This is a genomic window from Spirillospora sp. NPDC000708 (genome assembly GCF_040299565.1).
Taxonomy (GTDB): domain Bacteria; phylum Actinomycetota; class Actinomycetes; order Streptosporangiales; family Streptosporangiaceae; genus Spirillospora.
The window spans coordinates 1-23,145 of sequence record NZ_JBEPCJ010000014.1; the positions used below are offsets into that span (position 1 = coordinate 1).

Sequence of the window (23,145 nt, forward strand, 5' to 3'; positions counted from 1 at the left end):
CCGCCGGAGCCGCCGTGCTGATCCTCGGCGCCACCTCCTGTGCGGTCATGTCTCCGCACGTACGCCGATTCCGCGCCCACGGCCAAGATGACCAGGGGGCGGTTGAGGCCGTCGAAGCCTGACCCGCCTTCACGGGTCATGACCGCAACACCCCGGAACGGGATCATCAAGCAGGTCAGCGCGCCGGGAGGCTCCCGGGGTAAACGCCCTTCTCCCGGAGCCTCGCGGTTGCTCGTGCGCCCTTGCCGGGCGGGTGCGTAGTCGGTGTGCAGGAGCGCATCGCCGGCCAATGATCGGATTGAGTGGGCCTCACCGGTCGGTGCGGGTTTCGAAGGCGTCCGGGCCGCGCTGGCAGCCTTCGAGTTCGCCGGACTGCTGGTATCCGGCGATGCTGTTGTGGCCGCAGCTCCAGCCGTTCACGGTGGCAAAACCGCCAGAGCCCTGCCGGTTGCGGGAGGCGCGGTAGTCGTTGAGGACCTTCCGTGCCTGGGCGCAGGTCGCGGTCCCGGACTTGATAATCAGTTGAAGCCTTCCGCTGGTCGGGCCGGTGCCGGCGTCGCCGCACCGTGCGCCCGCTCCTGCGCCCGCGCCGGCCGTGGGTGTGCCCGACGCGCTGGGCGTCGCGGAGGTGGCCGGGCTCTGGCTCGCACTGGGGTCGGTGGCCGTGATGGGGTCGGTGGCCGTGATGGGGTTCTTCTTCGCGCTGGGTCGCGGTGCCGGGCCGCCCGGCATCGACCACAACTGGACGGTGGAGCCGACCGGCACTGCGAGCAACCGCCCGTCCGGGGCGAACTGCTGGCCTCCGCTGTACGTAGGGGTGCCGTCGGCGTTCTGGCCCAGTTGCAGTGTCGTCACCGCTTGGCGCCGCGTGGTGTCCCAGACCTCGACCACATCGCCGTCCGCGGTGCCGAAGGTGAGCAACCGTCCGTCTGGACTGTAGGTCACGGTGCCGCCGCCATCCGCCGTGACGGTGGTGACCAGCCGGCCACTGGACGGGTCCCATAGACGCACGCCGTTCATTGCCTGACCGTCCCAGGTCGACACAGCGAGCGTCCGTCCGTCGAAGCTGAACGCCACGGACTGCACGGCGGCGTTGAGGTTCACGGTCTTGTCAGAAAAGCTGGTGACCAGTGTCCTGGACGCCGTCGCCTCCGCAGTCCTCACCAGTTCGACCTGGGCGCTGCCGGATGCGGAGGTCAGGTACTGCCCGCCCACGGCGACAACGGAACCATCCGGGCTGTAGGCGATGGCATGTGCCTCGGCGGCCCGGTTCTGCCCGCCCCCTGCGAACGCGTACGTGCGAGCGGTCGCCAGGGTCCGTGTGTTCCAGAAGTGCAGTTCGGTACGTGCGGCCGTACCGGTCTGGGCGTCAACGGACTGGGCGTGGGCCAAGGTCGAGCCGTCTGGGCTGAAGGCGACCGGCCCGCGGCCGTCGATGTCGCTTCCCGGAGAGAGATCGCCTGCCGGGCGGCCCGTTCCGGGGTCCCACAGCCGGGCACCGGCCATGCCGTCGGTCACCAGGCGGCGACCGTCCGGGCTATAGGCCAGAAACCGAGCCTCCGCGTCGGGAATGCGAGAATTGGTATGCCAGGACGAGGTGTCCAGTATTTGGATCGTCGTCAATTGGCCGGTCCCGGCCATGACGGCCAAATGGGAACCGTCGGGGCTGAAGGCCACCGACTCGACCTCGTGAGGAAACTGCAGAGTACGGACCCGCTGGAAGCGACCTGCCGCTGACGAGACCGGGCTCCGAGCGGCGGCCGTCTTCTTGTCGGGCGAGGGCATCAGCCGGGGAACAACAAGGGCCGCGACCAGCCCGACCGCCACGCCGGCAATGACGAATCCGACGAGCGGTAGCATGCTGCGCCACCTGCCGCCCCTCGATGCTGGTGCCGGTTTAAGTGGATCTTGTTTCGAGCGGGATCCGCTCATGTCGTTTCCCCCTTGAATCTCCCGGCGGCAAATATAACCGGCACTTCTCAGGTAAGGTCAAAAATCGGCTGGAGATCTTTACGCTGCGGAGGGCAGGGGGCGGGGCCATGGCCGAGGAGCGGTTCGGTGAGACGGAACGCCGACAATCTCAGAACTCGGAATCGGCCGCGCCGCCACAAAGATCCACTCAGGACGCATCGCGGGAGGCCGATCAGGCCGGACGGAAACCCCCGTGGTGGAAGCGGCCGATCGGCTGGACCGTCTCGCTGGTCGCCGCAGCCGTCACCGCGGCGGCGGTGCCGATCATCCAGAACCTGCTCACCACGCAGATCCATAAGGCGAGCGGCGCCGCCGGCCTGACCGCCAAGCCGGTTCCGATCGCCTGGACCGTGACGATGTCCCAGGGCGACCTCAACCACTGTCACCAATGGACGTTTCCCAAGCCGTTGTCGGCCCTTCCGTACCATGACGTCAGCGTCGCCGACATGGCCGGCGGCGACCTGTGGGCACTCCGCCACGGCGGCGTGGAAAAGGACACGGTCGCCTACACCGTCACCGTCCAGGCACGCGGCGCGAGCCAGGTGGTCCTCCGGGACCTGAGGCTCACGGTATTGAACAAGGCCCCGGCCGTTCACGGCCTGACCGTGACGAACGGAATCGGCTGCGGCAACGGGGTGTCACCTCGTTACTACCGGGCCGACCTCGGCCAGCCGGTCCCACAGTTGAAGTTGCTCACTCCCGGTAAATCCCGCGGCGTGCCCGTCGACCAGGCGTACACGGTCTCGGGATCCGATACCGAGACCTTTGTGATCAACGTGGTCGACACCTCGCCGAAGCAGTTCCTGTTCACCTACAAGCTCCAGTTCGACTGGAGCCAGGGAAGCTCGACCGGAACCGCCGATATCCTCTCACCCGTCGGCAAACCCTTCCAGCTCAATGCCACGGCCCATTCCTACACCGACCCTGCCTACTACGCCTCCGACGGCACCTGGCAGAGAGCCGAGTGAACAAGGTCTGATGCTGACGCTACGAACAAGGACTTCGGCTTACCGTGTGTCAGACCTGTCCAGCATCACCGCAGGCGTGGGGTTGGGCCGTGTTGTCGGTTGGACGGGGGCCGGAGGCGGGGATTGTGGAGCGTGTGGTGCGGACGGCCAGGTATGCGTTCGGGACGTTACCGGCGGCGTTGGCGGCGGTCGCCGCGGCCGTCGCCGGCAAGCAGATCCTCAACAACGACAAGTGGATGCTGGCGTGGGTGTTGCCGGCGCTGGCGTTCACGGTGCTGGGGCTGGTACTGGCCAACGCCCCGTAGCGGGCCGGGCCGCCGCCTGGCCGGGTGTCGCGCCGTGGCTACCGGAGGCGGGTGCGCTCTTCGGGCCAGCATATGGAGACGGTCGGAGTGGTCACCCAGGCCGAGTACATGCTGCAGACCCGGCGCACGCGTGCGCCGAACTGATCAGCTGGTACCTCGCCGGCATCGGCGCGCCAGCCTCGGGCCAAGACGGAAGCCGTTCATCGGCATCACTCACTGGTCTTCACGACTTCCTCGCCGCTGAACTGGACGACATGCCCGACCTCAACTCACCTGCGGACGACCCCCAAGCCGTACTCAACCGTCTACTCAACGGCGAGCACGAAACGCCAGCCCGCTCCCGAGACGCGTCGTCATGCTGCTGCAGGGGGTCTGGCACCTGGCCGGCCCACCGACGAGCCGAGACCGTCCGGTCACCCCCACCCAACTGGTCTACGCCTGCGTCTGCGTACTGGCGGCGATCGCGCGGCTCGAACAGCAGGGATCGGCGGACTCAGAACCGGTCAGAGCACTGACCAGGGTTCTGGCCACCCTCACCACACGGGCTTCGACCGTGGCCGGCCCCTCACCGAGCAACATCGGCATGGTGCTAGCACATGGATGACTCCGCCCAGTGCCAGACGGCGTTCCCGATCGACAGCCCTTCGTTGGGTGCGCGGCGCCATGCCTGGCAAGGGGCAGCCGGCCGAGCCCCCATACAGACAAAGCCCGTGCAGCACCGAAATGAGGTGCCCCGGGTTCGGTGAAGTCCTTCAAGCCAGTCATGGTCCTGGCTGGCGGGGAGGAGAATGACTGTCGATGGCAGCACCACGCAAATACCCGCTAGAACTTCGGGACCGGGCCGTGCGGCTGGCGCTGGAGTCCGACCGACCGATCGCTCAGATCGCGGCGACGTGCCACCTGCCGAGTACGAGGCCCACCACTGCCGTTAACCAACACACCAACGCCAACCGCCGTCACCGAACCCCGTACGGCTCACCACGGTGCCATGGCAGTAGTCGCGGTGGACACCAGTTCGGCGTCGGTGTCGACGAGCGGAACGTTCTGTGCTCGCAGCAGCGTCGCCCACCTGGCGTCCAGCCCTGCGGAGCCGCCCGCGAATGTCGTCACACCGTCATGACAGCATGCCTCTATCTCTCAAACCGGCGATGCCGGCCGTGTTGCGGGCGGTGGGCTTTGGCGTGGATTTCAGAATCGGGTGGTGGGGTCGGTCAGGGCGCTCTGGCGGATCTGGTCCGGTGTCATGCCCAGCACGTGGGTCAGGTCGGCGCTGCGTATGTCGGCGCCTTTCAGTTGTGCGCCGGTCAGGTCCGCACCGTGAAGTCGCGCGCCGTGCAAGTGGGCGTTGCGCAGGACGGCGTGACGCAGGTCGCTGCTGCCCAGGTCGGCGGCTCCCAGGGCGGCACCGCTCAGATCCGCGTTCTCCAGGATCGCGCCGCGCAGGTCCGCCACGTACCAGCCCGCGTGCCGCAGCTGGGTGACCGTGAGATAGGGGCCGTGGAAGTAGGTGTCTCTTCGGGCACTGTTGGATGCGGAACTGGCGAGGTCGGCATCCGGTATCCGGACCGCGTGCAGGTCGAGTGGATGGGGCTGGCGGGTCCGGTCATTGCCGACCAGGACGGTCAGGGCGGCCTGGACGTCGGCGGTGGGCTCGCGGGGTGTCGGGGTCCTGGGTGCGGGGGCGTGGACGCGCACGTAGGCGGCCAGGACGTCCATGATCGTGTTGTGGTCGCGGCTGGAATCGGAGGCGAGCCGGTCAAGCGCGTAGATGGCGCCGAGCCGGACCTCCTGCTGAGGGGAGCCGAGTTGTTCGACGGCCTTGGTGTACCGGTCGGTGATCTGGCCCTGCCGGCTGCTGACCATGGTCTGCCGGGTGAAGTACAGGCCGAGCGCGGTGAGCACGACCGTCAGCAGGATGCCGCTGGTGTTGAACCACTGATGCCGCCCCGCTCGCCGCTTGTCCATCAGTTCCAGCCGTTCTCCGGCCGATAACGCGTCGAGTTGCTCCTGCGTCGGCGGGACGACCCGGACACGGCGCCGGCGGGACGACCCGGACACGGCGCCGGCGGCAGGCCGGGGCACTGGCCGGCGGCTGCGCCGGCTGGTTGGTTCCGCCGGCTCCCGGATCCGGGGCCGGTTCACTGGGCTCGCTCACACCCCTCAGACGCGCGCCGCCCGCCGGTTCGACTTCCCGCAAACACATTTCCGCGCGCCGAGCTGTGGAAGGCGCTGGAGCGCGCCCGGGCGCGGCGACACCCTGGTGGTGCCGTCGCTGGACCGCCAGAGCCGCTCGCTGAAGAACCTCATCGCGATCGTCGCCGGGCTGCGCACGCACGGGATCAGGTTCCGGTCGCTGCATGAGGCGATCGACACCACCACGCCCGGCAGCCAGATGCTCTTTCATGTGTTCGCGGCCCTGGTGGAGTTCGTCCGTGAGCTGATCGTGGAGGGCACCCGCGAGGGCTTGGAGGCCGCGCGGGCCCGCGGGCGGCGCCTCAGTCGGCGCCCGGCGCTCACCCCCGATCAGGTCTGCCAGGCCCGCGCTCAGCGGTTGCGACAATGGATTAGCGATACGAGGCCGGGATCCTCGGTCCGCTGGCAGTTCACCGCGGTGAACAACTGGTGACCCGGACATTGCCGTGCTGCCGCGCCTTGCACCGCCTCAGGCTCTCTGAACTTCACCTGTTCGCTGCTCGAAGGCGACCAGCGCTGCAAGCAGGGCGGTAACCAGAGCGAGTGCGGCCATCGCGGGCAGAAGTCGAGCCAGGGGGATCAGCGCGAGGAGCACTGCGGCGACGATCAGTGGTGCGGGCTGGCCGGAGTGGGTGGTGAGGCTGACGAACGCCGCTCGTCCTAGGAGGAAGACGGCGGCCCCTGCATACAGGGCGGTCAAAGCGCCCCATTCCAGAGGCCGGCCTGTATCGGGGGAGTCGCCGGACAGCCCCGAAAGGACCTCGTGGACGCCCAGCGCGATGTAGACGGCTCCCGCGATGAGGGGGAAGTGCAGCAGCGTGTAGGCGTCGCGGGCGATCTTTGCGCGGCGCGCACCGGACGCGCGTTCGAGGGCTGCCTCGGCGGCGTCCGCCACCCTGGAGAAGTAGAGCAGCCACAGGCAGACGACGGCGACGAACCCGACCAGCGCGGCGAGGAGCGCCGCGGTCCCGGTCAGGTCTCCGCCGGCGCCGGCGGAGACCAGGGACTCGCCGAGCGCGATGATCAGCACCATGCGGTGCCGTTCGGCGAAGTGAGCGGCGCTGCGGATCGTCCAGCCGCCCAGGCCGGAGGCGATCCTGCCGCCGCCGAAGTCGATGGCGAACGCGGTGGCCCACAGTGCGGTCTGCCAGGTTCCGCCGAGCACGGCTCCGGTGAGGAGGATGGCCAAGGCGATGGTCTGAGGGATGGCGTCGAGGAGGAGTTGGGCGCGCAACCTCCGATCATCTCCCGCCGAGGACAGGTGCAGTCCGAGGTAGATCGCCCGTACGACGCTGAAGGCCACCGCTAGGACGAGCGGCGCGTCGACGGTGGCGGCGTGGTGGCTGAAGGCGTCCGGCATGACGAGTGCGGCGACGAACAATGCCGCCATCGCGATCAGCATCCCGGTTCGGATGACGCCGCGGTCGGCGTGCACTCGGTTGCCGAGCCAGGCGTAGGCGGCCCAGGACCACCAGAGCAACAGGAGCAGGATAAGCCCGCGGGCCAGTGCCGGTGCGGACGGCGAGTGTGCCATGAACGAGACGACGCGGGTGATCGCGAAGACGAAGACCAGGTCGAAGAAGATCTCGAAGGAGGTCGCCTGGTGGGTTTCAGGAGTGATCGTCGGGTGTCGCCAGGAAAGACTTGCCACCGCCGCAGCGTATTCGTCACCGCGGGTCAGCGGCACCGGCGCGCACGGCAGCGTGTCGCCCAGCCGTCACTGTTACGACGTGCCTGCAGGCGTCTTGCCGGACCCCATCGTGTCGCAGAGAGCTGACGGCGACCGCTTAGACCGCGCCGGGTGGCCCGTTGTCGGCCCGCGCGCCGGCAACGCGAGTCGCTGACCCGTGGGGGCGGATGACCTGTTCGGCTGACGGAGGCGCTCATACGCCGTGGCCGCGCCGAGCGGCCTGGGCCGATCGGTCTTCTCGAGCGATCACACGGGGGATGGTCAGGTGGTACAGCCTGCGGCGGTGAGACGCCGGTCGAGCTCGCCGCGCAACCGGGCGTACTTCTCGCGTTCCAAGGCGCGGTTGGGGATGGTCTGCACGGGATGTCCGCCGCTGTCGACGCCCACATCGGTGGTGTAGACCTCAGGGGTGACGGTGGTCAGGTCGGCGTAGTCGACGCGGATCCGGTCTTCGCCCTAGCCGCAACGAGCAAGTTCCCGGGCCCGGCCGCCGACACCACCAGGCAGACAGGCCCGAGGGCCACCCAGTTCGCCAGCAACGTCGACGGTCTTCGGCTCGGAGGGCGGCACCGCTGTGTTGGAGTACGCCGTGCTGCGGGAGGCGCTGGCGGCGGTGTTGCTGGCGGCTGGGCAGGTGCAGCGGGTTGGGGTGAATCTCAATCAGGCGGTTGCGGCGTTGAACTCTGGTGAGTTGGTCGAGCAGCTTCGCTGGTATGCCCAGGCGGCGGCGCGCGCTATTGAGTGGCTCGATGGGCTGGCTCAGGAGTTGCGGCATCGGCTGCTGCGGATGTTCCGGTGTCCGGACAGCGCCATGAGCATGGGGTCGGACCAGCCGTCTTCGGCGAGATGTGGCCACGTCGTACAGTCACGCCCTGGTCGAGTGCGGCCGCCGTTTGACCGACAGGCGAGTGGCGGCTTAACGGTGGTCAGGCCCCCCGCATCTTCTCCCGGCCCTCGCTTGGCGTCCCCGTGCTGATCGGGGTGCGGTTCTGGTTGACGGGCTGGCTGCTGGGCCTCGGCGGCGCCGATTCGGGCGGTGCGCGGCACGCGGATGACCTTGAGTACCCCATCCCGCGAGCATTACCAGAATCGACGTTGCGACGGTAAAAATCGACACCGTGTAGACTTTTCGTGGAGGGAGCGTTACGGCTCCTCGCGATACCTCTCTGGAGGAACAGTGCAAGAGAAGAACTGGCTCATCACGGGCGTCAGCACGGGCCTCGGACGTGCCTTCGCAGAGGCCGCCCTGGCCGCAGGGCACACCGTCGTCGGCACAGTCCGCTCCGAGGAGGACCTGCGGGCCTTCGAAGCACTCAGGCCCGGTAACGCTCACGGTCGCCTGCTGGACGTGACGGACGATGACGTCGTGCCCGGTGTGGTCGCGGAGGTGGAGCAGAGCGTCGGCCCTTTGGATGTCGTCGTCGCCAACGCCGGCTACGGCCTGGAGGGCACCTTCGAGGAGACCTCGCTGGCCGAGGTGCGGCGGCAGTTCGAGGTCAATGTGTTCGGGGCGGTGGCCACCCTGCAGGCGGCGCTGCCCCACATGCGCCGACGTCGCCGCGGACACCTGATGGCCGTTACCTCCATGGGCGGGCTGATGGCCGTGCCCGGCATGTCCGCCTACTGCGGCAGCAAGTTCGCCCTGGAGGGCATCCTTGAGGCGCTGGGCAAGGAGGTCGCGCAGTTCGGAATCCATGTGACGGCGATCGAGCCCGGCTCCTTCCGCACCGACTGGGCCGGACGGTCCATGACACGTGCCGCGCGGACCATCGACGACTACGACGAGTTGTTCACCCCCATCCGCGAAGCGCGGCAGAAGGCCAGCGGGAACCAGTTGGGCGATCCGGCCAAGGCGGGCGAAGCGGTCGTGCACATCACCTCGGTCGAGCAGCCGCCGGCGCACCTCGTCCTGGGCTCGGACGCGCTGCGGCTGGTCACCGCCGCGCGCACGGCCGTGGACGAGGACATCCGCGCGTGGGAGGCGCTCTCCCGTACGACCGACTTCGCCGAGGGCGCTCAGCTCTGATGCCCGGCCACCACCCAGCGCGCGGCCGTCGCGCCACCGAACGCAAGGGCGATGTCCGGGAGCGGGCCATCCTCGACACCTGTGAGGCCTTGCTTGCGGACAAGGGCTACGACGCCATGACCGTCGGCGACGTAGCCCAGGGCGCCGGTATCACACGTGGTGCCCTGTACTTCTACTTCGGCTCCAAACAAGAAGTGGTCACGGCGCTCGTGGCCCGGACCGTCGAGCACCTGTGGGAACGGTCCCGGGCCACCGCGCAGACGGAGGAACCGCGTCAGGCCATCGCGGCGGCCATGCAGCGCACGGTCGAGTTGTGGAACGAGCACGGCCTGGTCATGCGCACGGCGATCGACCTGTCGTTGACCGTGCCGGAGATCGGCGAGCTGTGGAACCACACGGCCGACCTGTTCATCGCAGCCATCACCGCTGTCCTGGAACGCGCCGGCATCCAGGCCGGCACTGAACCGGACCAGGCCTCGGCGATGGCACGCGCCCTGTGCTGGATGATCGAGCGGACCTTCTACCACGCCTCACAGGAATCCCGCGAGAAGCTCCAAGAGGCGTCGGCGACATGCGAACACATCTGGCTGACCAGCGCCGGCCTGATCACCTGAGGCATCCGCCATGGAGGGGCGGAGGCGCGGAACCATGAAGGTCCGGTCGGGCCTTGCCCGTGAAGTGGACACCTGTTCGTGATCGTTATGCGGCGAGGGTGCTGGTGGCCAGATGGTGTTGGTAGACGATCCGAGTCCCAGCTCCTCATCCCGAGGCCGCCGCTGGCGACGCGGTCGGAGATCTCGGCCGCCTCCCGCCCGGCTCGCCCGGCAGCGGTGCGCGCTCGCCATGCCGCCTGGCGGCAGGACGTCCCGGGGATCCCTCAGGACGTCCTGGCTGGCGAGGAAGACGTCCCCGGGACGTCCTACGTGGACGCCCTGCAGGATCTGGGCTGCCGCGGCACGTCGCCGCGGCTGGCGGCGGCCGCAGGGCGAGCTGGTGGCTGCGGCCGCCGCCGTGGTGCGGGCCCTGCCGCCCTACCTGCTCGCCCGCGTCGAGACGGCGATGGGACCGCCTCGCCGCCGTCGTGCCGTCATGACGGCACACCGGCACCACCCGCGAAGGGGGCCCTGACCAGCCCGCCGCTGTGCCGACACAGCTGTGGCCACCCTCTCGCAACGGGCTCCGACTGGTGACCTGCTGCTCTTTGTCACTGAACTGTCCGACCTGCTGACCATTCATCGCGGCCGGGCTGGATGTCCCCGAAGCGCGCGGAGGGGCGACTGTCGATTGGCCCAGCCGCGCCTACATGCGTCGCTAAGGCTGGTGGCGGACGAACCTGCTACTCGCGGCGGGGCGTTGGTTCGTCGCGACGGCGCTGCGGCCCGGGTCGTCCGACCTGGGTGGTCGACGGTGCTCGGATCGGATGATGATCACGAGGCCGGTGGTCCGGGACGTGTGGACATCCGGTGGGGTGGATCGGGCCGGGGCCGGTTCTTCTGGTCCTGTGTGAACCGGGTGAGTGCCGCCAGGGGCGGCTGGGTTCACTAACGAACGGCTAACAAACGATCAAGAGGTCGGTCCTCCGGTTGGAGGAAACGGCCTCTGAGCTGGTACTTCTCTGTCGGGACGGCGGGATTTGAACCCACGACCCCTTGACCCCCAGGCACAGCAGATCAGTCGATCAAGGTCGATGGAAGTCGATCGGGGAGCTTCTCACCTGCAGAAGCGCCCTGGGGGAGTCGCGGCGGGTCCGGGGGAGTCCACCAACGGTGGCTCCCCAATCGGCTCCCCCTGCTGCTGCCCGCAAGGTTGAAGGTGCTCAACGACGAACAAGATCATATTCGGCGGCAGTGGAGGCCGCTGCAGCGGTACAACCAGCATCGCCCGCATCAGGGCATCTCCAACGCCCGCCCGTTGAAGCCGCTGCCTCCTCCGATCAACGAAGCAGACCGGATCGCCGACCTGAACCATCCGAAGAAGGCAACGTTCGGGCGGAATCGTCAACGAGTACGAACATGCCGCTTGACCTGCGCGTACGAGGCACTGCGGTCGGGTTAGCTCGGGGTGGTTCTGTTCACCTCTTGGGTGAAGGCCATGAGGTGGGCGGCGAAGGCGGCGGGGGCGCGGAGGTGCGGCTGCCCCGGCAAGTCCGGCAGGACGACGAGGCGGGCGTCGCGCGCCAGTTCGAGGACGGCGGCGTCCTTGGCGGCGAGCCTGTCCCCTTCGGCGTTCAGCAGGAGGATTCGCGCGTCCACCGCGGCGAGCGCCTCGGACGGGTCGTACCGGAAAGCCGCTTGGTAGCCCCAGTCGTACCGGTCCGCGACGCGCATCAGCTCGACGACGGCCAGGTGGAGGAGCTCGCCGGGGAGGTCGGGCCCCCAGGTGCGACGGTAGCGTTCGACGGCCCAGGCGAACTGGGAGCCTCGGTCGTCCAGCGGCGCCTTGGGGGTCCAGCCGGCGATGAAGCGCGCCCGTTCTTCGGGGGTGAACAGCGGGACGCCGCTCAGTACCAGGCCGGCCGGAGGAAGGTGGGCGGCGGCCGCGAGCGCGAGGGACGCGCCGCTGTGCACGCCGCCGAGGACGGGTCTCTCCATTCCGATCCGGGCAGCCGCCTCCGCGAGCACGCGACCGTAGTCGGGGATCTCGAATCGGGGTCCGGGCGGCGGGGCGGACGCGCCGTAGCCGGGGGTGTCGAAGGCGACGGCGCGGGCGTGCCGGCCCAGCAGGGGGAGCACCCGCTCGTAGACGCGGCAGGACAGGGGAGATTCGTGGAACATGCCTATCCAGGGCCCCGACTCGCCGCTGATCCGGTAGTGGACCTGGCCCCACCCGGTGTCGACGTAACCGCCTCTGGTCATGGCCGGCTCAGTGGTCGCGGAGCAGGGAGCCGGCGCCGGACACCCTGTCGTCGATCCCGTTGTCGCGGAGCGCCATCCACCAGGTGGCGGCGTTGATGGCGATGACGGGCAGGTCCAGCCACCGTTCGGCCTCGTCCGCCGTCGTGACCATCGACAGGTTGGTGCCGCACTGGACCAGGGCGTCGACCTCGCCCTCGGCGAGGGTGCGCAACGCGGCGCGCAGTTCGGCCTCGGTGACGTGCGCGATCGACACGGCGGTCGGGCACTTCAGGCCGATGATCCGGTCGACCTCGAAACCGATCTCGGTGAAGAACCGCCGGACGTTGGCGTCGCCGACCGGCTGGTAGGGGGTGACGACGCCGATGCGCCGCGCCCCGTGCAGCTTCAGCGCGCGCTCGCACGCCTCGGCGCCGGTCGCGACCCGCAGCCCGGTGATGTCGTGGATCTGCTTGACGAACTGCTTGTTGCCCTCGACGCCGCCCCAGAACGTCTCGGCGGACATGCCCATCACCATGTAGTCGGGCTCGCAGGTCAGGACCCGCTCGCAGGCCGCGCCGATCTCGTCGCGGATCTGCTCCAGCAGCCGTTCCATGCCCGCGTCCCCGGCCATGTTCTGGTCGCGGATGTGGATGCGGGAGAAGTGGGACGTCACGCCGGGGACGCCCATCCGGTGGAAGTCGGGTTCGACGATGGTGTTGGTGGACGGTGCGATCACGCCGAACTTGCGCCGCCAGCCGAGTGCGTCCGTCATGCGGCGACTCCCTCCTTGCTCCGGGCCGTCGTGGTGAGCCGCCAGGCGGCGAACGCGAAGGCCGCCTGGGCGAGCGTGTTGCAGGATTGCTCCACCCATTGCAGGGCGATGGACTGCTCGGCCCGCGCCGCCATCGGGCCGAGCAGGTACTGCCCCGCCAGCCAGAGGCCGAACAGGGTCGCCGCGAGCCGGTCGCCCGCGCGCGCGGCGGAGCGCAGGAGCAGGACAGCGGCGACGGTCACGGCGATGATCGTCCAGACCATCGCGGGCCAGGTGTCGCGCAAGGCCGCCGAGGCCGCGAGCGCCGCCGCGAGCGGGACGGCGAACGCGGCGGGGTGCGGCGGGCGGGCCGCTTCCCGCGACAGCGCGAACGCCAGCGCGGTGAAGCCGGTCGCCAGCAGCGGGAACAGGGCGCCGTGCAGCCCGGGCAGGTCGGGGCCGTCCACGGCGACGATCAGTTTCCAGGCGGCCTTGGCGAAGCCGCCCGCCACGATCAGCGCGGCCGCGGCGGGCAGCAGCGGATGCCGGCGGCGGAGCAGTGCCACGCCGAGCGCGGTGAGGGCCACCGGCACGAAGTCCTCGGCGGCGAGCACGGGCGGGTAGTCGCTCATGAGGCACCGAACAGGTCGCGCTTGCGCACGGCGGCCAGCAGGAACCGGCCCATGATCTTGGGTGTGGTGAGCCGGGCGACGGTCCCGCCGTTCTTCGTCCCGGCCAGCACCCGGTCGGCCAGCCAGGGCGTCACGGTCTCCACCCGGTCGGCGAGGACGTTGAAGACCTTCTTGGCCTTCTCCAGCTCTTCGGGGGAGTAGCCGACGGTCAGCAGGTCGGTGACGACCATGCCGGGCGACAGGTGCGCGACCTTGACCGGGCCGCCCTTGAGCTCCTTGGCGAGGCCGGTGGTGAGGTAGTCGGTGCCGCGCTTGGTCGACCCGTAGGCGATCAGGCCGGGGACGGTGCGGCCGTCGCTGCCGAGCCCGGCCATGTTCCACACGGTGCCACCGCCCTGGGCGGTCATCCCGCGCACCGCGACGGCGCTGCCGTGCATCACGCCGAGCAGGTTGGCCGCCACCAGGGTGTCGAGCTGCGCGGGCGGGAGGTCGGCGAGCGGACGGCGCGTCGTGGAGACACCGGCGTTGTTGATCCAGTGGTCGACGCGCCCGAACGCCCCGGCCGCCGTGTCCCAGAGCGACTGCACCTGGTCACGGTCCGCCACGTCGCAGACGGCGCCGACCGCGCCGTCGCCGAGTCCGGCGAGCGCCTTGTCGACCGACTCCCGCGACCGGCCGCAGACGGCGACGCGGGCGCCGCGCGCCAGGAACTCCCGGGCGAGGCCGAGGCCGATGCCGCGGGTGCCGCCGGTGACGACCACCGCCGGCCCGGTCACGCGCCGGCCTCCCAGGTCAGCACGCCGTGCAGGACGCCGTGCAGGACGTTGCCCTTGAACAGCTCGTACACGACGGTGAGGGTCTCGCCGGCGCTCATCCCCGGCGACGTGTCGATCATGAACTCGCGGCCCTTGGCCTTCCACACGTCGGTGAAGTGCAGGACGGGGTAGTTGGCCCGGCCGAACGCCTGCGCGTTGCCCCAGGCGTCCGGCCCCTCGTAGAAGGAGCGGAACCCGTCGCGCCGGGCCACCACGGAGTAGCTCCGCTCGGCGGCACCGGTCCAGGTGACGTGCTGGCGGGTGCGCAGCAGGTCGATCGGCTGCAGCTCGATCGAGACGGTGACCTCGCCGGCCGGTTTCTGGTCGGCGCCCCACAGCTCGCACGTGCCGCTGTACGCGCCGCGCTGCTTGGTCGGGAGGATGTACGGGATGGGGCCGCTGCGGGTCTCGTCCGCGAGGAACCGGTCGATGGCGCCCCTGGTCCCGGCGTTGGTGTCGTAGTCGGTGCTGCGCTTGTAGACGCCGTTGAAGCAGCCGATCACCGTCCAGCCCTGGTACAGCGTGGACGAGTACACCTGCGTCTCACCGTCGGGCAGGACGTGGTTCCAGGTATTGAGGTCGGCCTGCCAGCCCGGCCCGTAGTAGTGCGCGTCGACGAACCCGCCGTAAGGCTGCCCAGTGCCGTGGAAGTCCGGACCGGTGTAGACGCGGTCGCTGTCGGAGTCGGTGACGCCGAACGCGAACGGCGCGCCGAGGCGGAACCGCCCGGCGAGCGGGCCGCCGCCCTCCAGGCCGCCGTCCATGTAGTACGTGGTGACGCCGTCCTCGAAGACCGACGACCGGCGGATGTCCTCGTATCCGCGCCAGGTGCCGGTGGCGTCGAACAGCGACGGGCGGCCGTGCCATTCGCCCTCGATCCGGCTCTGCCACTCGCTGGGCTCAGGCACCGGCGCGCTCCCCTTCCGGCAGGTCGTTGGTCAGCAGTTCGGCGCGCAGTTCCTCGGCCTGCTCGTCGCCGAGCAGCCGGGCGACGTTCCCCCACACCGGGTCGACCTCCGGGCTGAACAGGGCGGCGCGGTTGCGGGCGTCGCGCGCGGCGAGGTCGGTGCCGGCGAGCGTGGCGCGGACGTCGTCCGGGACGCCCTTCACCAGCAGGTCGCGCCAGTGCTCGAAGTAGCGGTCGAGATAGGTGCCCATGGTGGCGAAGTGCTCCTCGTCGGCCCTGTTGACGAGCATCCAGGGGGACATCATGGCGTGCTGGCGCGGGCCGATCGCGGCGGTGGACGGCCCGAACCGCTCCTGGACCTCCTCGTACACCGGCGTGAGCGGCTGGTACACCGCGTTGACGTACTCCAGATGCGAGCCCAGGTCGGCGCGCGGGACGAGGTCGATGTGGTACGCGAGGTAGCCGCCGGCCTGCACCGAGTCGAGCGTGAAGTGCGGGACGGCCGAGTCGGCGCCGGTGAACGCGAAGATCATGTGGCTGTCCATGCCGATCTGCGCGACGGTCAGCCCGATGCGGACGACCTTGGCGATCCGCTCGCCGCGCAGCACCGTCAGCGCGCCGACCGGCTCCGGGGACATCGGGCCGGTGAGGTCCTTCTCAAGGACCGTCGTCAGCTTCTCGACGCCGGCCAGCGCCGCCAGCGTCCGGTCGCTCAGTGCCTTGGGCGGAGACACGCTCACTCGTTCTCTCCTTCGGTGGCGGTGGCCTCCCCGGCGGGCACCGGCTCGGCCGCGGGCGCCGGGGTGTCGACGGACGCCGGGGTGTCGACGGACGCCGCGTCGCCCGCGGGCATCGGGTCGCCGCCGCGGGCGCGGTGCTGCCAGGCGCGGGCCAGCTCCGGGTTCTCCCGCCGGGCGGGGGAGGGGATCACGGTCGCGCTGCCGCGCGCGCCGTTGACCGGTAGCTGCGCCTCGTCGCCGACCCACCAGCCGGCGGCCATCAGCTGCCGGCGCCGCCGCCGGTAGGCGACCTGCAGCGAGTCGCTGCGCAGGTGCAGCTCGTCGGCCAGGTCGTAGGGCAGCAGCTCCGGCCGCTGGCTCTCCACGACCGGTTTGTCCTGCAGCAGGATGCTGAGGATCCGTTTGCGCGCGTCGCGGTCCGCCCACCGGCCGGTGAAGAAGTTCCGGTACCCGACGATCTTGACGAGGGTGCGGTTCCGGTCGAGGGGGACGTTGTGGTCGTAGAGGATCATGTCCCCGAACGGCAGCCGGACGTGCAGCTTCACGATGTTGGGCAGGTACCAGCCGTTGGTGACCAGCACCTCCTCCGGCCTCTCCTTGTACAGCCGCTTCCACAGGCCCTTCGCGGGCGGCGGGCTGAGGGCGATGTCGGCGACCGCCGACCAGTCGTCCTGGACGATCTCGTAGTCGGGGATCTCCGGCTTGTCCGGGTTACCGAACCGGGTGCCGTGCACGAACGGCGTGTGCGAGGCATCCACGACGTTCTCGAACGTCCGCTCGTAGTTGGCCTCGATGACCATCTCGACGTACACGGTGGCGAAGGACGGGTCGTCGTGCTCGGGGAAGTGCGGGATGGGCGGGCGCTCGTCCTCCGGTAGGTCGCCGAGGAACGCCCAGATCAGCCCGTACTCCTCGCGGACGGGATAGGAGTCGACGCGGGCCTTCTTCGGGATGCCGCGCCCCGGCGGGTTCGCGGGGATCCTGCTGCACGCGCCGTCCGGCTCGTACTGCCATCCGTGGTACGGGCAGGCGATCCCGTCGCCGGTCAGCTTTCCCGCCGACAGCGCCGCGCCCCGGTGCACGCACAGGTCCGACAGGCACACCACCTCGCCGTCGCGCTTGCGGTACAGGACGAAGTCCTGGCCCAGGCAGGTCACCCGCCTCGGCGCCCGGGCGACCGCGTGCGCGAACTCGACCGCGTACCAAAAGTTCTTGAGCATGGTGGCTCCTATCGGTGCCGCAGGTCGATGTGCGCGGGGTCGGCGGACGGGGTCACCTCGTCCCCGCGCACATGGGCGCGCAGGAAGCCGACGGCCAGGTCCGTGAAGGCGCGGCGGGCCTCTGCGGGGTCGGTCTCGGGCTCCAGGTCGAGGAAGGCGCGGGCCGCGGTCGGGTCGACCGGGTCCGCGACGGCGAAGTGGTTGGCGCCGCGCACGACGGCGAGCAGGTCGCGCGGGTCGTGCAATGCCTCGGTGAAGGTGCGGCTGACGGGATCGGACGGTGCGTCCTGGCCGTAGCGGTCGGAGCTGCCCATGATGACGCCGTCTCGCGTTCCGACGCCCAGCAGCACGGGGCAGTTGACCTGCGCGGGCAGGACGGTGCCGGCTGGCCAGCCCAGCATCGTGGCGACCATGGTGTGCGTCCCGTAGGCGAAGCAGGCCCGGACGCCGGGGACGAACCGCGCCGACTGGAGCACCACGGTGCCGCCCGCCGAATGCCCGCCGAGCGCGACCCGGTCCAGGTCGAGGGCCCCCTTGAGCAGGTCGATGCCGGTGAGCGCGTCGAGGACGGCGGGGATGGCGGGGCAGGTCGGCCGGGTGCCGTAGGCGTCGGGCCGCGCGGCGTCCAGGTCGACGCCGGGGGTGAGGCCGTACCGGCCGCCGAACAGTTCCGCGACCCGGTCGAACGTCACGACGACGAAGCCGGCGGCGGCGATGGCGGACGCCAGCGGCCGGTAGACCGCCTGCTCGACGTTCACGCCGGAGCAGAACACGACGGCCGGGTACGGGGCGCCCGCCGGGTCGGGCGGGAACTCGCCGGACAGCCGCTCGGCGTCGGTGCCCTCCGCGCGGGCCGGGTAGTACACCTTCAGGTGCGCGGTGCCGAACGGCGCCTTCTCCGGCCCGCCGCCGGTGTCCGCCGACCACCACAGCGACCGGACGCCGGTGCCGCCGGACGCGCTCACGGGCGCGGCAGCTCTCGGTCGCCGCCCCACAGGGCGCGGACGAGGCGGTCGGTGGTCTCCTGCCCGAAGTAGCGGACGCCCATCACGTTCGCGGGGTCGCGTTCGGCGATGTTGCGGCGGGTCGCGAGGTCGGCGGCGGCGAGCGCGGGCCGGTCGGCCTCCGGCACGGGCCCGGCCGCGTCGACCCAGCCGAGCCAGCGGTCCACGTGCTCGGTCAGCAGCCGCTCGACCAGGTCGATGTTCTTGTCCGACCGGGGGAACGAATAGCAGTGCGCGGTGGGGGACAGGCTCGCTCTGATGAACCCCGCCCGGCTGGTGAACCACTCCAGTTCCGGGTTGTCCTCGCGCACGGCCAGCCAGCCGCTGTTGAGCGGTTCGTAGTACGCGTCGTAGTAGGCGCCGTCGGCCAGGAGGTTGGTGCGCGGCACCGAGTCGACGTAGAACCAGCCCTCGGGCCAGACCAGCAGCGCGATGCCGAGGTGCGGCACCCGGACGTGCGGGCCGAGCCAGACCGTCAGGTGCAGGTTGGCGAACCCGGCCGCCGGGTCGCCGAGCCAGGAGTGGACCATCCAGTCGACCTCGGGCCCGCTGTACGCGGCCAGGCTCCCGCCGGGGCTCTCGGGCGGGTTCCCGTAGGACTCCAGGGCCTCGGTGGACGGGTCGCGTGCCAGGTCGAACCGCGCGTCGATCCTCGCCTTGAGCCCGGCGAGGATCGCCTTGTAACGGTGGAAGGTCTCGGTCACGTCGATGGCGGGGGACTCGTCCACCATCTGCTCGACGTGCCGCAGGCTCTCCTTCGGTTCGGGGGTTTCCTTCAACGGAGCGCTCCGCTCGGTGCGTCGTCGGCCAGCGCGGCGACCGCGTGCGCGGGACGCCCGCCGACCAGGTCGGTGTTCTTGGAGACGAGCCGGTTGACGGCCTGCGCGGGGTGGATCGCCGCGACGGTGACCGGTCCGGTGGCGCGGGTGACGAGGGGGTGGCTGATGCGGCCCTCGAACGGGCCCTCCCAGGGCGTCCAGAGGGTGAAGTCGGCGGGGAGCGCCAGGATCAGGCCCTCCTCCGGTCCGGAGGCGATGACGTTCAGCCGGTTCTCGGCGGCGCGTTCGGGCAGGCCGAGGGCGGTCTCCCAGTCCTGCGCGGGCGTGCACGGGACCGCGACGGCGTCGGCGCCGGCGATGGCGGCGAGCCGGAAGACCTCGGGGTAGAGGGCGTCGTCGCCGGTGACGAGCGCGAGCCGTCCCCAGGGGAGCGTGAAGACGTCGAGCCGCTCGCCGTACTCGGTCGCCCAGTCGGCATGCCGGGCGCTGGCGTGCAGTTGCGGTTGGCTTCCTGCCAGGCCGTCCGCGTTCACCAGGTAGGCGGCGTGCACGGCGCCTGCCCGCACACTGGTCACCGCATGGGCGGTGGTGCCGCGAAGCGCGGCGGCGAGTTCCTCGACGACGGCGCCGGCATCGGCGCCGGGACCGAACGCCAGCTCCGGCAGGACGATCAGCTCGGCTCCCGCCTGCGCCGCCCGCCGCACCAGGTCGGGGGAGCGGACGACCGCCGCGTCCGCCTTCTCGTCGCCCGGTGGTGCGGTGCGGGGGCGGGGCGTCTCGGTGATCGGGGCGTACAGCCGGGGTCTGCGGGCCGCGAACGTGTCGGTGCCGTCCGGGCGGGTCTTGCGGTCGGCGAGCGACGGGTCGATGTCGGCGACGACGACGGCCTCGCCGGTGCGCGGTCCCTTCGCGACGACCGTCCCGTCGGGGGCGACGATCTGGCTCTCGCCCGCGCCGTCCAGCAGGTCCGGCGGCACGCCGAGACGCTCGGCGATCGCGGGCAGGAGCGCGGCGGGCAGCAGCGGGCCGACCTTGTTGGCCGCGACCACCCATACGTGGTTCTCGGCGGCGCGGACGGGCACGTGCAGGTCCGCCTCGTCGGTGGCGAACGAGTTGAGGCTGTTCAGCAGCACCTGCGCGCCGCGTACCGCCAGGTCGCGGGGGACGTCGCTGGTGACGCCCTCCATGCAGGCGTACATGCCGAGCCGGCCGTACGGGGTGGCGATGACGGGGCCGGCTGCGGTGCCGGGATCGAGGTGGTCGCCCTCCGCGCCCATCAGCGTGAGCTTGTCGGAGCGGCCGAGCAGCGCACCGTCCGGGCCGTACAGCAGGCTGCTCACGGTCACCCGGCCGCCGCCTCCGGCCAGCGTCACGTTGGCCTTGACGTGGACGCCGTGCGCGGCGGCGCGGGCGGCGACGGCGGCGAGGAACGGGCCGCCGGGGGTGCAGGCGTGCCGGCGGGCGTCGTCGCGGTCGGTGTACCAGGACAGGCGGTTGCAGAACTCCGGCAGGACGACGAGGCCCGCGCCTTCGGCCGCCGCGCGGTCCACCATGCGCAGGCAGGTGGCGAGGTTGGCGGGGACGTCGAGGCCCACCGCGAACTGGACGGCGGCCACCCGGACCGGACCCATCGGGCCTCCCGGTTCCTCTAGCGAAACGCTGTTTCCAAAACCCTACAATCGGGGCGCGCCCTCCGCCAGATCCCGCGGGCGGAAACTTCCGGCCGCGGGACCCGGCGGCCCGCCGGAGGCGGACGGGTCAGGAGGCGCCGGCCAGGGTCTGGATCAGGCCGGAGCCGAGCCTGCTCTGGTAGTACGACCCGCCGGGCAGGTAGGCGGCGGTCTGCGTGCCGTTGAAGGCGTCCTTCGCCCAGGCGACCGCGAACGTCTGCAGTGCCTCGACGTTCTTCGCCTGCGGCGTGCCGCAGGCGAGGGTCCCGACGGAGTCGGTGCTGGCGCCCTCGGCGTCGGTGTGCTCGCCGTCGGTCAGCCGGACGCCGACGAACGGGGCGTGCACGTCGGCCTGGACGGCGTCGGTCCCGCTGCCGCTGTTGTTGCAGGTGCCGTCGGGCCCGGAGATCGTGCGGACCATGCGGCCGGTGCCGTCGACCGCCTTCAGCCCGGTGTCGAGGTTGTTGCCGATGAACGACTTCACCGGGTCGAGCAGGACCAGGCCGCGCAGCCGCGCCCACGCCGCCAGGCCGTCGGTGCGGAGCCGTCCGGCCACGTAGCTCACGGCCTCGCCGCCGGCCGAGTGCCCGGAGAAGACCAGCGAGCCCGGCAGCGCGAGGTCGGACCGTCCCGCTGCGGCCTTCGCCTTGGCGAAGCTGCGGCCGAGCTTGTCGGACGGGTCGGACATCTTGGCGAACAGATCGGCGACGTTGCTCAGGAAGTCGGTGTTGTTGCCGAGGTTCTGCAGGGTGCAGCCGTACAGGTTCGCCGTCGGAAGGGTGGGGGTGAAGACGAGGTAGCCGGCCGCGGCGTACTTGGACGCCAGGTCCGCGACGTTGTCGTTGGAGCGGGCGAAGCCGTGCTGGAGCCACACCAGGCCCTGCGGGTCGCCGGCGGGGAAGTACCAGTCCGCGCTCTGGTTCAGGACCGTGAACGCGCAGCGGATCTCGACGGTGGTCTGGACGCGGGTGACGGCGGCGTGGGCGGGGGAGAGGGGGCCGAGGGCGGTCAGGGTGAGGGTGGCGGTGCTGGCCGCGGCGAGGGTCCGGACGGCGTGGACGGCGCGCATGCTGCCTCCGAGGGCAACCACTCTGTTTCTGCTAGAGAAACGGAGTTTCCAATGTGGCCCCCCTATTAAGCACGCCGAGAGACACGAAGGCAATGGGGCGGCGCCGCGATCGGGTAACGGTGCGCGAGGCGGCGCCGTGGCCGGCCGTCACGCGGGATAGGCGCCCGCGCCCGTCCCGGCGCCGCCCGCGCGGAACGCGGCGGGCGCGTGGACCGCGCAGGTCTGCACGTACTCCAGCAGGCCCTCGAAGCCGTACTCGCGGCCGTGCCCGCTGCGCTTCACCCCGCCGAACGGCGCGCGCAGCGCCATCCCGGTGCGGTTGTGGGTGTTGACGAACGTGAAGCCGGCGTCGAACCGGCGGGCGAACGCGAACGCGCGGTCCTCGTCGGCCGACCACACCGAGGCACCGAGACCGAGGTCCCCGGCGTTGGCGCGCGCCGCCGCCTCGTCCTCGTCGTCGTAGGCCAGCAGCGGTAGGACGGGGCCGAACTGCTCCCCGGCGACCACCGGCGCGTCGTCGCCTACGTCCGTGACCAGGGTGGGCCGGACGAAGTGCCCGCGCTCCACGTCGATCCGCACGGCGCCCAGCTCCGTGACGGTGCCGCCCCGCCGCGCCGAATCGGCGATCAGCTCCCGGACACGGCCGGCGGCGCCGGCCGAGATGACCGGGCCGACCGTGGTCCCCTGGTGCAGGGGGTCGCCGAGCACCAGGGTCCGTTCCGCCGCCGCGAGATAGGCGTCGCGGACCTCGTCGAGCCGCGACCTCGGCGCGTAGAGGCGCTTGGCGGCCATGCAGACCTGACCGGCCGTCGCGAACGACGCCATGACGAGGCGGTCCATCGCCGCGTCGGTGAGGTCCGCGTCGTCCAGCAGCACGACCGGATCGTTGCCGCCGAGTTCCATCAGCACCGGCGTGATCGCCTTGGCGGCGGCCGCCCCGATGGCGCGGCCCGCCTCGGCTCCGCCGGTGAACGCCACCCTGTGCACGCGGGGATGCCCGGCCAGCGCCCGCGCCGTCGCGGCGCCGCCGTGCACGACCCGGACGAGCCCCGGCGGGAACGCCTCCAGCACGCGGCCGACCGCGAGGGGCGCGAGCGGCGACGGCTTGACCACGACCGTGTTGCCCGCCGCGAGCGCGGGGCCCACCTTGAGCAGCGTGAGGATGACGGGAGCGTTCCACGGGGTGATGGCCGCGACCACGCCGTACGGGCGGTGCCGCAGGACGAGCCGTCCGGCGGCGTCGTCGGTCTCCCGGTCGGCGTACGCCGCCGGGGCGTGCTCGGCGGCCCAGCGCAGGTAGGCGGCGGCGAACCGGATCTCCCCGGCGCAGTCGGCGACCGGTTTGCCGGACTCGCGGGCCAGCAGTTCGGGGACGCCAGGCATCGCGTCGACGGCGTCGGCGGCCCGCAGCAGTGCCGCGGCACGGTCCTCGACCGGCACGCGGCACCAGTCGCGCTGCCGCGCCTCGGCGTCCCGGACGGCCCGGTCGACGTCCGCCGCGCCCGCCGCGGGGACCCGGCCGACGATCTCCGTGCGCCGGGCCGGGTTCTCCCGCACGATCTCGCCCACGG

The 23,145-nt window shown here is 71.0% G+C and carries 22 protein-coding genes; 5 read left to right on the forward strand and 17 right to left on the reverse strand.

Annotated features, from left to right (window positions below; translation table 11 throughout):
• Positions 1-309: 309 nt before the first annotated feature.
• On the reverse strand, positions 310-1,860 hold the full coding sequence (locus tag ABT299_RS12770) for a WD40 repeat domain-containing protein (protein WP_500250799.1): 1,551 nt from the start codon (positions 1,858-1,860) through the stop codon (positions 310-312).
• Between the two features lie 179 nt (positions 1,861-2,039).
• On the opposite strand from ABT299_RS12770, the gene ABT299_RS12775 reads away from it, so the two are divergent.
• Both ABT299_RS12775 and ABT299_RS12780 read left to right on the forward strand, forming a co-directional pair.
• A complete protein-coding gene (locus tag ABT299_RS12775) occupies positions 2,040-2,939 on the forward strand; it encodes a hypothetical protein (protein WP_500250800.1) in 900 nt (299 codons plus the stop codon).
• 125 nt (positions 2,940-3,064) lie between these two features.
• On the forward strand, positions 3,065-3,244 hold the full coding sequence (locus ABT299_RS12780; protein WP_500250801.1) for a hypothetical protein: 180 nt from the start codon (positions 3,065-3,067) through the stop codon (positions 3,242-3,244).
• A gap of 975 nt (positions 3,245-4,219) precedes the next feature.
• Here the strand turns inward: ABT299_RS12780 and ABT299_RS12785 are convergent.
• Together ABT299_RS12785 and ABT299_RS12790 are read right to left on the reverse strand one after the other, a co-directional pair.
• On the reverse strand, positions 4,220-4,354 hold the full coding sequence (locus ABT299_RS12785) for a hypothetical protein (RefSeq protein ID WP_500250802.1): 135 nt from the start codon (positions 4,352-4,354) through the stop codon (positions 4,220-4,222).
• Between the two features lie 78 nt (positions 4,355-4,432).
• Positions 4,433-5,302 carry a pentapeptide repeat-containing protein gene (locus ABT299_RS12790; protein ID WP_500250803.1) on the reverse strand — a complete coding sequence of 290 codons (870 nt, stop codon included), beginning with the start codon at positions 5,300-5,302 and terminating at the stop codon, positions 4,433-4,435.
• On the opposite strand from ABT299_RS12790, the gene ABT299_RS12795 reads away from it, so the two are divergent.
• Positions 5,202-5,870 carry a recombinase family protein gene (locus ABT299_RS12795; protein WP_500250804.1) on the forward strand — a complete coding sequence of 223 codons (669 nt, stop codon included), beginning with the start codon at positions 5,202-5,204 and terminating at the stop codon, positions 5,868-5,870. The genes ABT299_RS12790 and ABT299_RS12795 overlap by 101 nt on opposite strands.
• Before the next feature lie 36 nt (positions 5,871-5,906).
• On the opposite strand, the gene ABT299_RS12800 is transcribed toward ABT299_RS12795, so the two are convergent.
• Both ABT299_RS12800 and ABT299_RS12805 read right to left on the reverse strand, forming a co-directional pair.
• Positions 5,907-7,124 (reverse strand): low temperature requirement protein A, encoded by a 1,218-nt coding sequence (locus ABT299_RS12800; RefSeq protein WP_500250805.1) that lies wholly within the window; start codon positions 7,122-7,124, stop codon positions 5,907-5,909.
• A gap of 264 nt (positions 7,125-7,388) precedes the next feature.
• A complete protein-coding gene (locus ABT299_RS12805) occupies positions 7,389-7,514 on the reverse strand; it encodes a hypothetical protein (protein WP_500250806.1) in 126 nt (41 codons plus the stop codon).
• A 790-nt stretch (positions 7,515-8,304) separates the two neighbouring features.
• Here ABT299_RS12805 and ABT299_RS12810 point away from each other — a divergent pair.
• Together ABT299_RS12810 and ABT299_RS12815 are read left to right on the forward strand one after the other, a co-directional pair.
• Complete coding sequence (locus ABT299_RS12810; protein ID WP_387020619.1) at positions 8,305-9,153, forward strand: oxidoreductase; 849 nt, start codon at positions 8,305-8,307, stop codon at positions 9,151-9,153.
• Complete coding sequence (locus ABT299_RS12815; protein WP_387020621.1) at positions 9,153-9,767, forward strand: TetR/AcrR family transcriptional regulator; 615 nt, start codon at positions 9,153-9,155, stop codon at positions 9,765-9,767. Before ABT299_RS12810 ends, ABT299_RS12815 begins: the two co-directional genes overlap by 1 nt.
• Positions 9,768-11,204: 1,437 nt before the next feature.
• Here the strand turns inward: ABT299_RS12815 and ABT299_RS12820 are convergent.
• The 12 genes from ABT299_RS12820 to ABT299_RS12875 all read right to left on the reverse strand — a co-directional run bounded on the left by ABT299_RS12820 (position 11,205) and on the right by ABT299_RS12875 (position 23,143).
• A complete protein-coding gene (locus tag ABT299_RS12820; protein WP_500250807.1) occupies positions 11,205-12,008 on the reverse strand; it encodes an alpha/beta fold hydrolase in 804 nt (267 codons plus the stop codon).
• Between the two features lie 7 nt (positions 12,009-12,015).
• On the reverse strand, positions 12,016-12,759 hold the full coding sequence (locus ABT299_RS12825; RefSeq protein WP_500250808.1) for a maleate cis-trans isomerase family protein: 744 nt from the start codon (positions 12,757-12,759) through the stop codon (positions 12,016-12,018).
• Positions 12,756-13,370 (reverse strand): hypothetical protein, encoded by a 615-nt coding sequence (locus tag ABT299_RS12830; protein WP_500250809.1) that lies wholly within the window; start codon positions 13,368-13,370, stop codon positions 12,756-12,758. The genes ABT299_RS12825 and ABT299_RS12830 overlap by 4 nt, the downstream gene beginning before the upstream one ends.
• The gene (locus ABT299_RS12835; RefSeq protein WP_500250810.1) at positions 13,367-14,146 is read right to left on the reverse strand and encodes an SDR family oxidoreductase; all 780 of its coding nucleotides are present in this window, start codon (positions 14,144-14,146) and stop codon (positions 13,367-13,369) included. Before ABT299_RS12835 ends, ABT299_RS12830 begins: the two co-directional genes overlap by 4 nt.
• The gene (locus ABT299_RS12840) at positions 14,143-15,093 is read right to left on the reverse strand and encodes a hypothetical protein (RefSeq protein ID WP_500250811.1); all 951 of its coding nucleotides are present in this window, start codon (positions 15,091-15,093) and stop codon (positions 14,143-14,145) included. The genes ABT299_RS12835 and ABT299_RS12840 overlap by 4 nt, the downstream gene beginning before the upstream one ends.
• Positions 15,086-15,832: a hypothetical protein gene (locus ABT299_RS12845; protein WP_500250812.1), complete on the reverse strand. Its 747-nt coding sequence runs from the start codon at positions 15,830-15,832 to the stop codon at positions 15,086-15,088. The genes ABT299_RS12840 and ABT299_RS12845 overlap by 8 nt, the downstream gene beginning before the upstream one ends.
• Positions 15,829-17,052 (reverse strand): aromatic ring-hydroxylating dioxygenase subunit alpha, encoded by a 1,224-nt coding sequence (locus tag ABT299_RS12850; RefSeq protein WP_500250813.1) that lies wholly within the window; start codon positions 17,050-17,052, stop codon positions 15,829-15,831. The genes ABT299_RS12845 and ABT299_RS12850 overlap by 4 nt, the downstream gene beginning before the upstream one ends.
• Before the next feature lie 8 nt (positions 17,053-17,060).
• Complete coding sequence (locus ABT299_RS12855; RefSeq protein WP_500250814.1) at positions 17,061-18,017, reverse strand: alpha/beta hydrolase family protein; 957 nt, start codon at positions 18,015-18,017, stop codon at positions 17,061-17,063.
• On the reverse strand, positions 18,014-18,835 hold the full coding sequence (locus tag ABT299_RS12860; RefSeq protein ID WP_500250815.1) for an oxidoreductase: 822 nt from the start codon (positions 18,833-18,835) through the stop codon (positions 18,014-18,016). The genes ABT299_RS12855 and ABT299_RS12860 overlap by 4 nt, the downstream gene beginning before the upstream one ends.
• The gene (locus ABT299_RS12865) at positions 18,832-20,466 is read right to left on the reverse strand and encodes a nitrilase-related carbon-nitrogen hydrolase (RefSeq protein WP_500250816.1); all 1,635 of its coding nucleotides are present in this window, start codon (positions 20,464-20,466) and stop codon (positions 18,832-18,834) included. Before ABT299_RS12865 ends, ABT299_RS12860 begins: the two co-directional genes overlap by 4 nt.
• A 127-nt stretch (positions 20,467-20,593) precedes the next feature.
• Positions 20,594-21,574, reverse strand: coding sequence for an alpha/beta fold hydrolase (locus tag ABT299_RS12870; protein ID WP_500250817.1), 981 nt, complete (start codon positions 21,572-21,574; stop codon positions 20,594-20,596).
• A 147-nt stretch (positions 21,575-21,721) separates the two neighbouring features.
• A complete protein-coding gene (locus tag ABT299_RS12875) occupies positions 21,722-23,143 on the reverse strand; it encodes an aldehyde dehydrogenase family protein (protein WP_500250818.1) in 1,422 nt (473 codons plus the stop codon).
• Positions 23,144-23,145 lie beyond the last annotated feature (2 nt).

Bases quoted from the DNA above. Each gene is read 5' to 3' on its own strand.
- ABT299_RS12770 (WP_500250799.1), bottom strand. From the start codon at position 1,860: ATGCTACCGCTCGTCGGATTCGTCATTGCCGGCGTGGCGGTCGGGCTG.
- ABT299_RS12775 (WP_500250800.1), top strand. From the start codon at position 2,040: ATGGCCGAGGAGCGGTTCGGTGAGACGGAACGCCGACAATCTCAGAAC.
- ABT299_RS12815 (WP_387020621.1), top strand. From the start codon at position 9,153: ATGCCCGGCCACCACCCAGCGCGCGGCCGTCGCGCCACCGAACGCAAG.
- ABT299_RS12820 (WP_500250807.1), bottom strand. From the start codon at position 12,008: ATGACCAGAGGCGGTTACGTCGACACCGGGTGGGGCCAGGTCCACTAC.
- ABT299_RS12825 (WP_500250808.1), bottom strand. From the start codon at position 12,759: ATGACGGACGCACTCGGCTGGCGGCGCAAGTTCGGCGTGATCGCACCG.
- ABT299_RS12830 (WP_500250809.1), bottom strand. From the start codon at position 13,370: ATGAGCGACTACCCGCCCGTGCTCGCCGCCGAGGACTTCGTGCCGGTG.
- ABT299_RS12850 (WP_500250813.1), bottom strand. From the start codon at position 17,052: ATGCTCAAGAACTTTTGGTACGCGGTCGAGTTCGCGCACGCGGTCGCC.
- ABT299_RS12865 (WP_500250816.1), bottom strand. From the start codon at position 20,466: ATGGGTCCGGTCCGGGTGGCCGCCGTCCAGTTCGCGGTGGGCCTCGAC.
- ABT299_RS12870 (WP_500250817.1), bottom strand. From the start codon at position 21,574: ATGCGCGCCGTCCACGCCGTCCGGACCCTCGCCGCGGCCAGCACCGCC.